This is a genomic window from Dinghuibacter sp., assembly GCF_035492835.1.
In the GTDB taxonomy this organism is placed as follows: Bacteria; Bacteroidota; Bacteroidia; order Chitinophagales; family Chitinophagaceae; genus Dinghuibacter.
Genome location: NZ_DATJIY010000266.1, coordinates 1 through 16,125, shown reverse-complemented (window position 1 = coordinate 16,125; position 16,125 = coordinate 1). Strand labels below are relative to the sequence as shown.

Annotated in this window: 12 protein-coding genes; 5 read left to right on the top strand and 7 right to left on the bottom strand. The window is 59.1% G+C overall.

What is annotated here, in order from left to right; translation table 11 throughout:
* Positions 1–92: 92 nt before the first annotated feature.
* The gene (locus VL547_RS23335) at positions 93–1,283 is read right to left on the bottom strand and encodes a Gfo/Idh/MocA family oxidoreductase (protein ID WP_325582562.1); all 1,191 of its coding nucleotides are present in this window, start codon (positions 1,281–1,283) and stop codon (positions 93–95) included.
* Between the two features lie 158 nt (positions 1,284–1,441).
* Between VL547_RS23335 and VL547_RS23330 the strand changes: the two genes are divergently transcribed.
* The 4 genes from VL547_RS23330 to VL547_RS23315 are packed head-to-tail and all read left to right on the top strand — an operon-like array spanning position 1,442 to position 4,896.
* Positions 1,442–2,047 carry a 2'-5' RNA ligase family protein gene (locus VL547_RS23330; RefSeq protein ID WP_325582560.1) on the top strand — a complete coding sequence of 202 codons (606 nt, stop codon included), beginning with the start codon at positions 1,442–1,444 and terminating at the stop codon, positions 2,045–2,047.
* A gap of 42 nt (positions 2,048–2,089) precedes the next feature.
* Positions 2,090–3,193 carry a PA0069 family radical SAM protein gene (locus VL547_RS23325; protein WP_325582557.1) on the top strand — a complete coding sequence of 368 codons (1,104 nt, stop codon included), beginning with the start codon at positions 2,090–2,092 and terminating at the stop codon, positions 3,191–3,193.
* Positions 3,194–3,223: 30 nt separating this feature from the next.
* The gene (locus tag VL547_RS23320; RefSeq protein WP_325582555.1) at positions 3,224–3,949 is read left to right on the top strand and encodes a nucleotidyltransferase family protein; all 726 of its coding nucleotides are present in this window, start codon (positions 3,224–3,226) and stop codon (positions 3,947–3,949) included.
* 14 nt (positions 3,950–3,963) lie between these two features.
* Positions 3,964–4,896, top strand: a complete 933-nt coding sequence (locus tag VL547_RS23315) for an aldose 1-epimerase (protein ID WP_325582553.1) — start codon at positions 3,964–3,966, stop codon at positions 4,894–4,896.
* Here VL547_RS23315 and VL547_RS23310 read toward each other — a convergent pair.
* From VL547_RS23310 to radA, 6 genes are all read right to left on the bottom strand, one after another.
* Positions 4,886–6,040, bottom strand: a complete 1,155-nt coding sequence (locus VL547_RS23310) for an acyltransferase family protein (RefSeq protein ID WP_325582551.1) — start codon at positions 6,038–6,040, stop codon at positions 4,886–4,888. The genes VL547_RS23315 and VL547_RS23310 overlap by 11 nt on opposite strands.
* A 55-nt stretch (positions 6,041–6,095) precedes the next feature.
* The gene (locus tag VL547_RS23305; RefSeq protein ID WP_325582549.1) at positions 6,096–8,531 is read right to left on the bottom strand and encodes a bifunctional YncE family protein/alkaline phosphatase family protein; all 2,436 of its coding nucleotides are present in this window, start codon (positions 8,529–8,531) and stop codon (positions 6,096–6,098) included.
* Between the two features lie 79 nt (positions 8,532–8,610).
* Positions 8,611–9,438, bottom strand: coding sequence for a hypothetical protein (locus VL547_RS23300; RefSeq protein WP_325582547.1), 828 nt, complete (start codon positions 9,436–9,438; stop codon positions 8,611–8,613).
* Positions 9,431–10,243, bottom strand: coding sequence for an N-acetylmuramoyl-L-alanine amidase (locus tag VL547_RS23295; protein ID WP_325582545.1), 813 nt, complete (start codon positions 10,241–10,243; stop codon positions 9,431–9,433). The genes VL547_RS23300 and VL547_RS23295 overlap by 8 nt, the downstream gene beginning before the upstream one ends.
* Before the next feature lie 108 nt (positions 10,244–10,351).
* Positions 10,352–10,873 (bottom strand): glutathione peroxidase, encoded by a 522-nt coding sequence (locus tag VL547_RS23290; protein ID WP_325582543.1) that lies wholly within the window; start codon positions 10,871–10,873, stop codon positions 10,352–10,354.
* A 67-nt stretch (positions 10,874–10,940) separates the two neighbouring features.
* On the bottom strand, positions 10,941–12,323 hold the full coding sequence (gene radA, locus VL547_RS23285; protein ID WP_325582541.1) for a DNA repair protein RadA: 1,383 nt from the start codon (positions 12,321–12,323) through the stop codon (positions 10,941–10,943).
* Between the two features lie 361 nt (positions 12,324–12,684).
* Here radA and VL547_RS23280 point away from each other — a divergent pair, with 361 nt between their 5' ends.
* Positions 12,685–16,023 (top strand): methylmalonyl-CoA mutase family protein, encoded by a 3,339-nt coding sequence (locus VL547_RS23280; protein WP_325582539.1) that lies wholly within the window; start codon positions 12,685–12,687, stop codon positions 16,021–16,023.
* Positions 16,024–16,125 lie beyond the last annotated feature (102 nt).

Genomic DNA, 16,125 nt, shown 5'->3' with positions numbered 1-16,125 from the left:
TTTTGCGAAACGTTTCGCAAAACGGGGTAAAAGAGGCATCCCACCCCACGACACGGGGCCTACGCGCTTTGGGCGGAACGGTGATTCGCCCGCTAGGCCGTTTGCTCGATGATGGCGCCGGTGCGCTTGTGCTTGAGGATGCGCTTGGTTACGCCGAAGTGGGTTTGTTCTTCTTTGATCAGGTAATAGTCGTCGTCAAACGATACGAGCTCGCGCGCAACGTGGGAGTCGGCGGAGCCGCGCCAGACGGGGAGGGCGACCGGCTCCCAAAGCTTGGTCCGCGACGAGGCATAGGCGGCGTCGAGGATGGCGTTTACGACGTAGCCGTCGTAGAAGGTTTCCGAGGGGGCGGCGCCGGATTCCAGGGCGCGGAACATGTCGGTGAACATGTGGTTGTAGCCGAGGTCGTTGAGCTCATCGCCGACGGGGAATTGCCAGCCGGAGGCGCTTTCGGACTTCTCGGCCATGTAGGTGGCGTTGCGGCCGGTGGTGAATAGGTCGAAGCCGGTGCGCAGAAAGGAGTTCAGCCAGAGCGTGCCTTCGGTACCCATGACCTCGTCGCGCAGATCCATGCCACCGCGGAAGGTCCAGCTGACTTCGAACTGGCCGATGGCGCCGCTGTCATATTTCACCAGGCCGATGGCGTGATCCTCGGCGGCGATGGGTTTTACCTGGGTGTCCGCCCAGCACATCACTTCCAGCGGGCGGACGTCCTTGCCGATGAAGTTGCGGGCGATTTCCACGCAATGGCAGCCGAGGTCCAGCATACAGCCGCCGCCGGCCTTTTCGAGGTCCCAGAACCAGTCGCTGTGGGGACCGGGATGGGCTTCGCGCGACTTTGCCCAAAGGATGCGGCCCAGGGCTCCGGACCGGATACTGGCCTCCGCCTTAAGGAACTTGGGCGTATAAACGAGGTCTTCCAGGTAGCCATGGAATATGCCCGCCTTTTCGCAGGCCTGGAGCATCGCCAGCGCTTCGGAGGCCGTACGGCCCAGCGGTTTGGTGCAGAGCACGGCCTTACCGTGCTTACAACAAAGATCGACGGCTTCGGCGTGTAGGTAGTTGGGGAGCGCAATACAGACGACGCTGACGTCCGGGTGGGCGATCACGGCTTCCATGTCGGTCGATGCGTGGTTACAGCCATAATCGGCGGCGAACTTCCGTGCCTGTTCCTCCCTCCGGGAATATATCCCGGTGACCTTGTCCTTGCTGCGTTGCCCCAGCAGGGCATCCGCGTAAAAGCGTCCAATAAAGCCCGATCCGAGCATCGCTATCTTTTGCATACGTTCCTTTGGAGAAAGATAAGCATTTCCGGCGGCCCCGAGAGGCGACCGCCTGGGTAGGCGTTGCCGCCGGGGCGCCGCCGGCGCGGAAGTAAAATGTGGAAAAATATAGGAGAATACTAAATAATTTAGTAACTTGTGCTAAAATAATTGGCCACATGGCTATAAAACCTACTTCCATCCCGCCCTTCCCACAGGCCGAGTATATGCTGGTCCTTTCTCCCGACGAAACCCTCCAGGAGCGGATCGGACGCGTCCGCCAAACCATTTCGGAAAAGACCGGCATCCGCAACCCCGGCGGAAAGGTCAACATCACACTGGCCCGCTGGCAGGCATGGGACATGATGGAGGAGCGCCTGACGCAGCGATTGCGCGTCCTGGCTATGGAGCAATATCCCTTCCAGGTGCAGCTGGAGGACTTCAAGGGCTTTCCTTCCCACACTACCTATATCCAGGTGCCCACCCGGGAGCCCATCCTCCGGCTGGTGGCCGGTATCCGGAAAAACAAGCGGTTGATGCGGTCGGAGGAGGCGGACCCCTATTTTATCAGCGAGCCCCACCTGGCGCTCAACAGGGGGCTGACGCCGGCCCAGTATGAATCGGCCATGCAGGTCCTCGGCCCCAAACATTTTCATGCGTCCTTCGTGGCGGATGCCATGCTGCTGCTCAAACGCCGGGTGGGTGCGCAGGCGTACCAGATACTCGGGCGGTTTGCCTTCGAGCACCTCGCGGTGACAGCAAGGCAGGCGAGCCTGTTCGCGTAGGCGACGGCGGTGATTTTTTGAGAAGTACAACTATGTTGAAAGATGAGTGAAGAGAGAAAGAAGCGCGGCACGTTCAAACCCGCGCAAGGTGGCGAAAATCCCTATCACCAGGGCCGCGGCGCCCAAATCAACACCCGCAACAAATTCCTGAAGGAAACCTACGTGCAGGAGCACGCGGAAGGCATTGACGAATGGTGGGAGGGCGACGAGGCCACCGTCTACCTGGAAGAGACCGCCAGGACCCTGGTCAATAAGGTCGACAGCCCCGACGTGGGGATGTGGTACAGCATGAACCCTTACCAGGGGTGCGAGCACGGCTGTATCTATTGCTACGCCCGGAACGCCCACGAATATTGGGGATACAGCGCCGGGGCGGATTTCGAGCATAAGATACTGGTGAAGAAAAATGCGCCGGAATTGTTCCGGAAATTCCTGGAGCGCAGGGACTGGGACGGTACGCCGGTTTCCCTCTCCGGAAATACGGACTGCTACCAGCCCGCCGAACGCAAATACAAGATCACGCGCAGCCTGCTGGAGGTAGCGCTGGAGTTCCGGCAACCCATCGGGATCATCACCAAGAACGCCGGCATCCTGCGGGACGTGGACCTGCTAAAGGAAATGGCCTCGATGCAGCTGACTTGCGTATTCGTTTCCATCACGACCTTTAACGAGGACCTCCGGCGTGCCATGGAACCCCGGACGACGACGGCGGCCCAACGGCTGAGGGTAATCGAGACCTTGAGTAACCTGGGCGTGCCGACCGGCGTGATGACGGCGCCCATGATCCCGGGGCTCAACGACCACGAGATGCCCGCCCTCCTCAAGTCTGCGCGGGAGGCGGGCGCGACGATGGCGGGTTACACCGTGGTGCGGCTCAACGGGGCGATCCACCTGATGTTCCACGACTGGCTGTACAAGAACTTCCCGGACCGGGCGGACAAGGTATGGCACCAGATCGAAGCCTGTCATGCGGGCAGGGTCAACGACAGCGAATTCGGAAGACGAATGAGCGGTAGCGGGGAGGAGGCGGACCTCATCCGGCAGCAGTTCCGGATCCATACGCAACGGCTGGGATTGAATGCGGAAAAGGTTTCCCTGGATACTACGCGATTCAGGAGACCCGGGGAGCAAATGAAGCTGTTTTAGTCGTAAGTTTGAGCCCTTATTGATCGCTACATGCCACTGCAACGAGCCATTATTTTTGCCGCGGGCCCCGGACCCCATCTCAAGCCCTGGACAGACGAACACCCTAAAGCCCTCGCGCCGGTCAATGGCAAAAGCCTTCTCCAACGGAACATCGAATATCTCCAACGGCACGGTATAAGCGACGTCATCGTCAACGTCCACCACTTCGCCGACCAGGTGGTCGACGCCATCGGGCGACACAAGGGATGGGGAAGCAACGTCGCCGTCTCCGACGAAAGGGGCGCTTTGCTCCGGACGGGCGGCGGGCTCAAAAACGTGGCGGCCTGGTTTGGGGAGACCGAGCCCTTTGTCGTCATGAACGTGGACATGCTGACCGATATGGACCTGGGCAGGATGCTGGATTTTCATAGCGATAAGAAACCCAGCATTACCATGGCGGTCACCAAGCGCCTCACCTCCCGGAACTTCCTGTTCAACGACCAGGGACGGCTCTGCGGCTGGATCAATACCCAAACAGGGGAACAGCGCATGTGCCGGGCGGATCAACCCCTTATCCCCAAGGCCTACAGCTGTATCAACATATTCGAGCCTTCGGTCTTCCCGCTCATCAGCAAGGAAGGCGCCTTTTCCATCATCGACCTGTATATCGAGGTGGCCAAGCACGCGCTCGTCCTCGGTTACGACCATACCGGGGATCACCTGGTCGACGTCGGCCGGCCGGAAAACCTGGTCAAGGCGGAAACATACTTTCAATAAAACACCACCACGCCATGTATCGCATCACTCAACAGCCCGATTCCATTCTCCTGACCGGAGAGGGGGGCGTGCTGGCGGAAATCATCCCATCCAGCGGCGCTTTGCTGAACCAATTTTCGATCCATATCGACGAAAAACCCCTCAACGTGATCGACGCTTTCGCCGATCCCGCCAAGGCTGCCAGCGAGATCACGCCGGCATTCCAAAGCGCCAAGCTTTCCCCCTTCGTATGCAGGGTCAGGGATGCGCGTTACAGCTACGAGGGTGAAATTTTTGCGCTGGAAAAATACAAGATGAACGGCGCTGCCATACACGGACTCTTGTTCGACGAGCCCTTCAAGGTCGTTGAAACCCTCGACGGTCCCGCGGAAGCCTCGGTGGCCCTTCAATACGAATATCGCGGCAGCGACCCGGGGTACCCGTTTGCGTTCGACTGCCTGGTGCGTTACACCCTCCGTGGCGCGTCGATCCGGTTGGAGACCGAGGTGGTCAATGTGGGTCACCGGTCGATGCCCCTGGCTGACGGCTGGCACCCTTACTTCACGCTGGGCCGGCGTATCGACGACCTGGAGTTCCAGTTCCATGCCCACGAGATGCTCGAATTCGAAAACCTCTTGCCGACCGGTCGCCGGTTGAGCAATACCCGGTTCAACCGCCTGGAGCGCATCGGCGCCACCGAGCTCGACAACGCGTTTGTGCTGGACAAGGGATACAAAGGCCCCGCCTGTATCCTCCGGGATCCTGCCTCCGGGGTGCAAATCGAGATCACGCCCGACGAGACCTATCCCATCCTGCAGATTTACACGCCGCCCCACCGGCACAGCATCGCCATCGAAAACCTGAGCGGCGCGCCCGACAATTTCAACAACGGTATAGGACTGCTGGAGCTACAGCCGGGTGAAACCAGGACGTTTACGACGACCTACGCGATCGCCGTCAAACCCTGATGTACACTTTCCGTTTGTCCAGCCACCGGGCTACTACCCAGTATAGGGCGATCAATGTCACCGCATAGAGAACAGCCGAAAGCCGGGGATCGAGCGGAAGCGAGAGCGGGTAGCAGACATGGTTATACCACCATCCCAGGGGCCCGGTATGGATCGGCTTCCCGTCCACGGGGTCGATGTCGTCCCATCGGATCAGCCGCTGTAGTTTGGGGAAAAACGAGCTCAGGATATACAGGAACAGGGGGTTCTTCCCAAAGACGTCGAAGAACCGCGTCCAGGCGCCCCGCCAGCCGCGGAATTCCACCAGGAAGATCATGACGGAGAGGGTAAGTATCGCCAGCCCCACGGTAAAAAGCACGTACGAGCTCGTCCAGATCTTTTTGTTGATGGGAAAAACGAGGTCCCAGCATAGCCCCAGCACGGTAAACACGCAACCGACGACAAAAAGGTTCGAGAGCATCTCGTAGGTCTTACCCTTGGTGATGATATAGTGCCCCACAAAATAACCGAACACCATATTGGCCACCGCCGGGAAGGTGCTCATGATGCCCTCCGGGTCGAAGGCCACCCCTTCCCCATGATACATCCGTGCGTCCCCGAAGACCGCCTGGTCCACGCGCAATCCGAAGTACCCCTGGAGGCTGTAGGGGTCGCCGGGCGTCCCGAAGGCAAAGCACGCCCACCAGTAGAGTAAAAGGATGGTCACCACCGCCACGAAGGCGCCCTTCGGTTTGAGGTAGTAGAGCAGGAACGCGCCCAGCAGGTAGCAAAGCGCCAGTCGTTGCAACACGCCCATGACGCGTATCTGGGTGATCGACCGGAACACGAGGTGGTCGTCTTTCCACTCGAAAAAGGGCGACCAATTGAGCAGGTAACCGATCAGGAAGATCAGGAAGCTCCGGACCACCACCTTCCGCCAGAACGCGCCGCGTCCTGCCTGTTCCAGTCGCGGGAGGACGAACGCAAAGGCGTTCCCCATCGCAAACAGGAAGAACGGGAATACGAGATCGGTGGGCGTGCAGCCGTTCCAAGGTGAATGGTCGAGCGGCGTGTAGACAAACCGGCCCGCCTGGTTATTGACCAGGATCATCAGGACGAGGGTCGCCCCCCGGAAGACGTCGAGGGAATAATAGCGTTCGCGCATCCCTCAATATACGGGATTTGGCCGTTTGAAGGGCCGTTTCCCGGCAGCGCGGCGGCTAGTCGTTGTCCGGTTGCGACACCGGCCTTACCAGCGCGCTTCGGTGGGGCGCCGGCAGGGGCGTTCCGCGGAGACCGTTCCAGAGGATCTCGTTGAAAACCCGGTCGGGCACCCGGTCCTCGCGCGTGAAGTCCATCTGTTCCGAACGCCTGGACCAGGCGGTAACGGCCATGTTTTTTTCATCCAGGGACACCTGCTCGGGCAAGGCGGTATAGCCGGTGGCGTCGGGGCTGCCCGCGAAAGAACGCCACATTGGCGTGGCCGCCGCGTCGTACTGGCTCATGGGCGACATACCGAGGATGAGCTCGATGGTGCGAAGCATCGACGAGGTGGAATAGGCGGTGTGGTCGACATAATGCCGTTTGACGAACCCGCCAGCGACATAAGCCGTGCTGCGGTGGGCGTCGACGTGGTCGGGTCCGTTTTGCGCGTCGTCTTCGAGGATAAAGACGGCCGTCTGGTTCCAGATCGGGCTCTGGCTGAGGTGCTCGATGAACATACCCACGGCCAGGTCGTTGTCCGCGACAAAGGCATATGGTGTCGGTTTACCCCTGCTCAGACCCTGTGTATGGTCATTTCCGAAGCGGACGTAGTTGAAGTGCGGCACCGCCTGGATGGCGACCAGGGAGTCGAAGTCGCGTTCCCATTCCCTGAAACGGGTCGTGTCGCGTATTCCCAGGTCGAAGCCGTCGTAATAGGTGCAAAAGTGCCCTTCGACCGCGGGTATGTTTGCCTTATGGTTGTCCGCGAACTCACCATAGGTACGGTAGGAGACACCGGCTGCCTTACAGCGGTCCCAGATATAGCCGCTCCTGGGCCAACCCGTCCTGCCCTGGCCTTCGAAGTCGTACTTGCCGCCGCGGCCGCCGTAGCTGGTCGGCCAGGTCTTTTCCACATAGTCGGTGGCGTAAGCCGCGTTGCTCCAGTTGTGCCCGTCGGCGCTGACCTCGGCGTCCACGTAGAAATTGTCGAGGAGGACGAAGTTCCGGCTGATGGCGTGTTCATTGGGCGTCACGTGCTCGCCGAAAAGGACCAGGCTCGAATCGCCATTGCCCTCGGGCATGTCCCCCAACACCTGGTCGTAGGTCCGGTTTTCCTTGATCACGTAGAAAACGTATTTGATAGGCGAGCTGTCGCCGACGGTCATGGGAATGGGATTCCCGGCTTCCCCGGTGGTATGCGTCTCCTTGTCTTTGTTATAAGGCGTATTGTCGTACACCGCCTGGCGATCGATGGCCAGTTGTGCCGCGCCGGGTTCGGGTATCACGCCGAGCTCGCCGCGGAACAAACCCGCGATGTATTGGATGTCGCGGGGCTTTTGGGCGTCCCCCGCCTGGTAGTTCACGCGCTGCCGCCGTTGCATGGGATTGGGGCCGTAAGGGTTGGCCTGTGAGGAAAAGCCCTTCCCGTTGGCGACATAGATCGTCTTACCTATGACACGGACACAGGTCGGATACCAGCCGGTCGGGATAAACCCGAGACTTTTGCTCGACCCCGGATGGCTTACATCGTATACCGCCAGACAGTTGTTGTCGGCATCGGCGGCGTAGAGGGTCTTCTCGTCCGCGCTCAGGGCCACGCTGTTGGTCGTGGACCCGTCCGGCGCATTGGGATAAAGGGCGGCATCCAACACCTCTATCACCTTCCGGTTCTTTAGGTCGATCACCGAAACGGAGTTGCCGTTGCTGTTAGCGACATACATATATTTACCCGACCGGGTCAGACAGGCGTCGTTGGGATTGTCGCCAACGGGGACGCTGGCCAGCTGCTGCCAGGTCTTCGTGTCGTAGACCAGGACGGCGTCCGCGCCCCAGGCGGTAATATACAGCTCCTTCTTGTCCGGTGAGAGCAGACACGCGTAACCCTCCGACGGCAAAGCGATTTTTTGCAGGACGTTGTGTCCCGCCAGATCCATCACATAGAGTGATTTATCGTCCTTTGTCACCACGTACAGCTCGCCCTTGTTCACCGCGATACCCGCGGGCCAGATCGCATTGGGCCAACGCTCCCCCAGGGAGATCGAATCCGACAGCGTCAGCTTCCCGTTAGCCACCGTATATCGTAATACGCAGTTGTTCGTCCCGCCCGCGGCATACAGATAGCGTCCGTCTTCCGAGAAAGTCAAACCCAGCCACGACCTCGCGATAGGCATGCTATCCGACACCGCGCCCTTTCCCAAGTCGACGAGCTCGACGCTCTGGTCGCTTTGCCCGTTGTTGGTCACCGCCATATACCGGCGATCCGGCGACACAACCATGTTCAGCGGGAGGTCGCCCAGTTGTATACTGGTACCCACCGGCGTTAGCGCCCAGCCATTCGGGAGGTGGACGCGTTGCTGGTTGAGTTGTTCCGCGGTTTGGGCATTTGCCGCGCCCGGCAGCGATGCGACGGTGCCCGTAAACAGCGCGACTGTGAGCATGTAGGTCAACTTCATACGTTGGGGAATTAGGGTGGGCGTAAAGGTAGGGCCAGGTAATTTTACAGGCTCCCGGCCGCCGGGAATTAATATTTTCCTAATAAACGTACACGCGTCTGAACTCCTGCTCCAGGCGAAGCCGCAGCCGCCCATCGTCCGCCTGGCTGACGCGGTAGATCCTTTCCACCGTGCAATTGCCGTAGGGGTCGTACACGTATTCTTCCTGGTAGGAATCTACGGCGCCATTCTGGCGGATGCTGATGGAGTGGGTGATGTCACCCTGGTCGTTGAACTGTTCGCCGCGGCCGGGGTGGAGGGAGGCGTCGCGGAGGCTGATCTTTAATGTGTCGGTGGACAGGAGGCGGCCGTCGGCGGAAAATACCCGGACGTACACGCGGTTGATCTCGTAGCGATAGTCTCCGGTCTGGCGGCCGAGCAATTCGCCGGCGGGGCCGTAGCCGGTCATGGAGATGGGGTTGCCGCGGTCGTTGTTGGTGAGGGTATAAGCGTCGATGACATTGTCATCTCCATCCTTGTCGACGATACCGGTAAGGTATCCGGCGCTGTCATAGGTGTACGAGGCGGTCTCCTCCGGGTGACCCAGGCTAGTCCAGCGTTCGGTGGTATCGGCCAGGATCAGGCGTCGGACGGTGTCGTTGCCCAGCCGGCGCCGCGCGGTGATGTCGCCGAACCGGTTATAATACTCTACCCGTGTCAGCATCCCGGCGGCGTCATAGGCCTTGATGATCTTCTCGAAATCCGGGCTGTCGGGGGAATGAAAAATCTTATCGCTTTCGACAATCCGTCGGGGGCGTCTGGTTTTATAGTCGACGGATTCGTTGAGGTGGAGCACGGTATAGAGGTTCTGCGCCATCCCCAACCGGACGACGAAGCAGGTCGCTATCGTGATCCAAAGCCTATTCATACCTGGGATACAGCGTAAAGAGTATTTTCTTGTCGGGGTCTCCCCAGGTTTTCAGCGTATCGCTTTCGAAGTGCCGTTTGAATGCCTGGGCCGCGGCGCTCGAATCCTTTATGTCGTAGCCGATCAACCGGAGCGCGGTGAGGGAGCTGAACCCATCCGGTACGACTACGCCGGTGGTGTCGCTGTACCATAACCCGAATCCGCGGTCGGCCAGGGTTTTCCAGGGGAAATAGCTGCTGGGGTCGTCTTTGCGCGTGGGGGCGATGTCGCCGTGACCGATAAAATTGGCCGCGGGAATATGATAGATGCTTTTGAGCGTGGTCAGCAGGTGGAGCAAGCTGTTGATCTGGGCGTCGGGAAAGGGTTCGAAGCCGTTGTTGTCCAGCTCGATGCCGATAGAGATGGAGTTGATATCGGTGATGTTGCCCCATTTGGAGATACCCGCCTGCCAGGCCCGGAGGTAGTCGTTGAGCATGTGGTGGACCGTACCGTCCCGGCAGATGACGTAATGGGCGCTGACCTGCGTCCGTACCGTGGTAAAGGTCTGGAGGGTTTGCGGACAACTGTTTTGCGCCGTATGGTGGATGATGACGAAGTTGGGTTTCCGGAGGTTGAAGTTGACCGTCCCTACCCAATAAGGTGGCAATGGGACCGAGTCGGCCCCGACCGGCAACGGGTTTTCCCGGATTTCCGCCGCGAGCGTTTTAGTCTGTTGCCTGTAGGATCGGTTGGTTGCCTTGTAAGGGTTGACGGAGCAGGCCGCGAGGGCAAGGGCCGCCAGGGCGACCTGGAGGGCGCGGACCATAGGTCTGGGTTTTCGCTCAAGCATAGTAAAAAGGGCCATCGTGAGACGGCCCTTGAAGGTACAATATTTTGCATAGCGGCTCACGGCGGCGCTCAGCGCTCCGGGCGCTTAGTTCAGGTACTTGGTGATCTGGGGATCCATCGGCGTCACCGGGCTGTCGAACTTCGCGACCAGCACCCCATTCTCGTCCAGGAGGAACTTGGTGAAGTTCCACTTGATCTCGGCGTCCATGACCCCGTTCTTGTCCTTATGGGTCAGCCAGTCGAAGAGCGGGGCGATGTCGTCGCCTTTGACGGATACCTTTTGAGACATCGGGAAGGTGACGTTGTACTTGCCTGTGCAAAAGGTCTTGATCTCGGCGTTGGAGCCCGGTTCCTGACCGCCGAAGTTATTGGCGGGGAAGCCGATGACGACCAGCTTGTCCTTGTACTTCTCGTACAGCTTTTCCAGGTCCGCGTATTGTTTGGTGAACCCGCACTGGGAGGCGGTATTGACGATGAGGATCTTCTTGCCCCTGTATTGTTTCAGGTTCAGGTTGCCTCCGTCGATATCAGTGACTTTGAATTTATATACGCTGTTCGGGGTTACGGTGAACATGAGAAGCATGCTTACCAGAAGGGTCTTTAACATAGCATATTCATTTTTTGTGTCACCAAATTTACGGCCAAACGGGCGGTTTTGCAAACCGGCGGCCGGCTCATTTTAGGAATAGTTGATAGACCTCTTCGACCTTTCCAACAGCAACTATATCAATGGGATACAATGAGCGATCGAGTCCCTTCAGGTTGTACCGGCTGATCACCATTTTTTCGAATCCGAGCTTGGCGGCCTCCGCTATCCGCTGCTCGATCCGGCCCACAGCCCGTATCTCGCCGCTCAGCCCGACTTCCCCCGTAAAGCAGGTCTGGGGCGGGAGGGGAATGTCCTCGTATGAGGATAACAACGCGCACAATACGGCCAGGTCGATGGAGGGGTCCTCGATCTTCAAACCGCCCGCGATATTGAGGAACACGTCCTTGAGTCCAAAGTGGAAACCGCCTCTTTTTTCCAGGACCGCGAGCAGGAGCTGTAACCGGCGGTTGTCAAAACCGGTGGCCGTGCGTTGGGGCGTGCCATATACCGAAGGGGTGACCAATGCCTGTACCTCGACGAGGAGCGGACGCAACCCCTCCAGCGTGGCGGCGATGGCGGTGCCGCTGAGAATGTCTTCGCGTTGAGCGATGAGGAGTTGGGAAGGATTGGCAACGATCCTTAGCCCCTGTCCGGTCATTTCGTATATGCCCAGTTCCGAGGTCGAACCAAAACGGTTCTTGGTCGTCCGCAGGATACGAAACGTATAGTGCTGATCGCCTTCGAACTGCAACACGGTATCCACGATGTGCTCCAGGATTTTCGGACCGGCTATGCTGCCGTCCTTGGTGATATGACCGATGAGGAAGACGGGCGTTCCGGTCTCTTTTGCAAAGCGTTGGAATTCAGCTGTGCATTCCCTGATCTGGGATACGCTGCCGGGGGATGATTCGACATAAGGTGTGTGCAGCGTTTGTATGGAGTCGACGATGACGAGGTCGGGTCTTATCTTCCGGATTTCTTCGAAGATGACCTGTGTATTGGTTTCGGTGAGCAGGTAAAAACGATCATGGGGCGCCGTGATACGGTCTGCGCGCATCCTGATCTGCTGTTCGCTTTCCTCCCCGCTGATATAGAGCGTGGAAACCGAGTCCATTTGCAAACCGGTTTGCAGGAACAAAGTGCTCTTGCCTATGCCGGGTTCACCCGCGACGAGGATAAGGCTACCCGCCACTATGCCGCCGCCCAACACGCGGTTCAATTCCTGGTCGGGAGTTATGGTGCGGATTTCCTCTCCTCCGCTGACTTGTTGAAGGGGGATCGTTTTGCCTTGTCCGGGTTTGGGTGTGTAACCGGACCAATCGCGGGCGGCGGGTGCGCCTGCCGGTGTCTTGGTGATCACTTCTTCGACAAAAGTGTTCCATTCCTGACACGAAGGACATTTCCCCAACCACTTGGCGCTTTCGTATCCACAATTTTGACAGAAGAAAACGGTCTTACTTTTAGCCATACACAAAAAAGAAAGGATCGGCAAGACTACCGACCCTTTGTACTTACTAACCCATTAAATTCTTGCACTAAATTACAAATTGACGCCACATAAAAAAATTAATTTTTACCGTTGTGAATAACTTTCAAGGCCCTTCCAGACCTTCGGAAACCCCCTCAAAAACACCTTTAATTAGTTGATATATAGTATAATACAAATTAAACCCCAGACGGCGGTATGTCAGTCGTTTTGACGGATGGTCCCTGAAAATACGGAGGAGCCCACTGTCGCAATGTCTGGCCGAATTAAGCCATTTGTGCCATAATGGCGGCGATGCTAACGCTTGTTAACCTTAGTCCGGAACTTCGTACCTTAGCCGCAAATGAGCTATACACCTATGCATAAAGTCCGGTTGATCACCGCGGCCTCGTTATTCGATGGCCACGACGCGGCGATCAACATCATGCGACGCATCCTGCAGAGCAAGGGCGCCGAGATCATCCACCTGGGACACAACCGGAGCGTCAGGGAGATCGTGGAGGCCGCCATCGAGGAGGACGTCCAGGGGATCGCCATCACCAGTTACCAGGGCGGGCACCTCGAGTTCTTCAAATACATGTATGATCTCCTCCAGTCGAACGGGTGCGGGCACATCCGCATCTTTGGCGGCGGCGGGGGTACGATCCTACCCTCCGAAATAAGGGAGCTGCATCAATACGGCATCTCGAAAATCTATTCCCCCGACGACGGACGCCGGCTGGGTCTGGAGGGCATGATCGAAGAGGTGATACGGGCGTGCGATTTCCCGCTCAACGGGAACGGGCACTGGGATACGCCGCTTACGCTGGACAAGGCCCGGGATGTGCGGACGGTGGCCCGGTTGATCACCAACGCGGAGAACGGTTTGCCGATACCGGAGGCGGCCGGGCGGGGCGACGCGGCCGCAAAAGGGGCGCGTATCCCCGTTCTCGGGATCACGGGTACCGGGGGCGCGGGCAAGTCATCGCTCACGGACGAGATCGTGCGTCGTTTTCTCACGGCATTCCCCCACAAGACCCTGGCGATCCTTTCGGTGGACCCTTCCAAGAAAAAGACTGGCGGGGCCCTCCTGGGCGACCGCATCCGGATGAACAGCATCAGCGACCCCAGGGTCTATATGCGCTCCCTGGCCACCCGTGAGAGCGACCGCGCGCTGAGCAGCCACATAGCCGAAGGACTGGATGTCTGCAAACAAGCGGGTTACGATTGGATCATCCTCGAAAGCGCGGGTGTTGGTCAGGGCGATGCATCGATCCTCCCGTATTGTGACGCCAGCCTGTACGTCATGACCCCGGAATACGGGGCTGCCTCGCAGCTGGAGAAGATAAACATGCTCGACTACGCCGACGTCATCGCCATCAATAAGTTCGACAAAGCGGGCGCCCTCGACGCACTCCGGGACGTACGCAAGCAATACAAGCGCGCACACGGACTTTGGGACGCCCGGGACGAGGACCTGCCCGTGGTCGGCACCATTGCCGCGCAGTTTAACGACGCGGGCGTACAGGAGCTGTTCGAGCGCCTGGAAAAGACACTGGGGCTGGCTGCCACCGGGAAGATCACGCATACGGATACGGTGACCCGGACCCCCATTATACCGCCCCGCCGGGTGCGGTACCTGTCCGAGATAGCGGACAGCAACCGGCAGTACGATCGCTGGGTGGAGGAACAGGCGGCTATCGCTACCCGTTTGTACCAAGCCGAAGGCGTGCTGGCCGCCGTCGGACCCATCGAAGCGGTGGAGCGGCTGAAGACTGAAAGCCTGGCGCAATTGCACCCGGACGCCCTGGAGGCGATCGAAAGCTGGCCCGCCGTTCGGAAAAAGTACTCGGCCGACTTCCTGGAATACAAGGTGCGCGACCAGGTCATCCGCCAACCCCTGACGACCACCAGCCTTTCGGGTACCCGCGTACCCCGGATCGTGCTCCCCGCCTACAAGGACTGGGGGGACGTATTGCGCTGGCGGCTGCAGGAGAACGTGGCGGGTTCCTTCCCGTTCACCGCCGGGGTCTTCGACCTGAAACGCGCCGACGAAGACCCTACCCGGATGTTTGCCGGAGAAGGCGGACCCGAGCGCACCAACAAGCGGTTCCACTATGTTTCGCTTGGCCAGCCCGCGCGCCGGCTAAGTACCGCCTTCGACAGTGTGACGCTGTATGGGGAAGACCCCGGGAGACGGCCGGATATTTACGGCAAGATCGGCAACTCCGGTGTGAGCGTCGCCACGGTGGACGACGCCAAGAAGCTATACAGCGGGTTCGATCTTTGCGACCCGAAGACGTCGGTGAGCATGACGATCAACGGGCCCGCTCCCATCCTTTTGGCGTTTTTCCTGCAGGCGGCCATCGACCAGGCGTGTGAACGCTGGATCACCGAACACGACCGCTGGGCGGAGGTGGAGCAGCTGCTGACGCGGAAGTACGCGCGCGGCGGTCGTCCGCAATACTATAACCCGAATTCCCCCGAACGACTCCCCGAGGGCAACGACGGGCTCGGGCTCCGGTTGCTGGGTATCAGCGGCTCCGACGTGTTGCCGCCGGAGGACTACGCCAGGGTGATGGCAGGTGCGCTGTCGGCGGTCAGGGGTACCGTACAGGCCGACATTCTCAAAGAGGACCAGGCACAGAACACCTGTATCTTTTCGACCGAATTCGCGCTCAAGCTCATGGGCGATGTGCAGGCCTATTTTATCACCCACAAGGTCCGCAACTTCTACAGCGTATCCATTAGCGGTTATCACATCGCCGAAGCGGGCGCCAACCCGATCACCCAGCTGGCATTTACCCTGGCCAACGGCTTTACCTACGTCGAATACTACCTGAGCCGCGGCATGGCGATCGACGACTTCGCCCCTTCCCTGAGCTTCTTTTTCTCCAACGGCATGGACCCGGAATACAGCGTCATCGGACGGGTGGCCCGGCGGATATGGGCCAAGGCGATGAAACACCTGTACAAGGCAGGCGAGCGCAGCCAAAAGCTCAAATACCATATTCAAACCAGCGGTCGCAGCCTCCATGCCCAGGAGATCGACTTCAACGACATCCGCACCACCCTCCAGGCATTGTACGCCATTTACGACAACTGCAACTCGTTGCACACAAATGCCTATGACGAGGCTATCACCACCCCGACCGAGGCTTCGGTCCGCCGGGCGATGGCGATCCAGCTGATCATCAACCGGGAGCTGGGCTCGGCCGCGATCGAAAACTTCATCCAGGGCTCCTTCGCCGTGGAGGCCCTTACTGACCTCGTGGAAGAAGCCGTCCTTGCCGAATTCGACCGCCTCACCGACCGCGGTGGCGTCCTCGGTGCGATGGAGCGCATGTACCAGCGCAGCAAGATCCAGGAAGAAAGCCTCCACTACGAAACCCTCAAACACACCGGGGAATACCCCATCGTAGGCGTGAATACATTTCTGGGCCGCGCGGGTAGCCCCACGGTCGTACCCACCGAAGTCATCCGCAGCTCCTCATTGGAGAAGGAACAGCAGATCGCCAACCTCGAAGCCTTCCAGGCCTTTAACGCCGCGGCGTCCGCCGTTGCCCTGGCGCATCTGAAGGACGCCGCGCTGCGCGGAGACAATTTGTTCGCCGAGCTGATGGAAGCGGTAAAGGTCTGTTCACTCGGTCAGATCACCCACGCCCTATACGAAGTCGGCGGTCAGTACCGGCGTAATATGTAGCATTCCCCCGTCCCAGCCCCGCGCAACAATTGCCTGGGTGTCGCCCAAAGCGCGTAGGCCGTATGGAGGGGTGAGGTGCCTCTTTTTTCCTGTTTTGCTGTG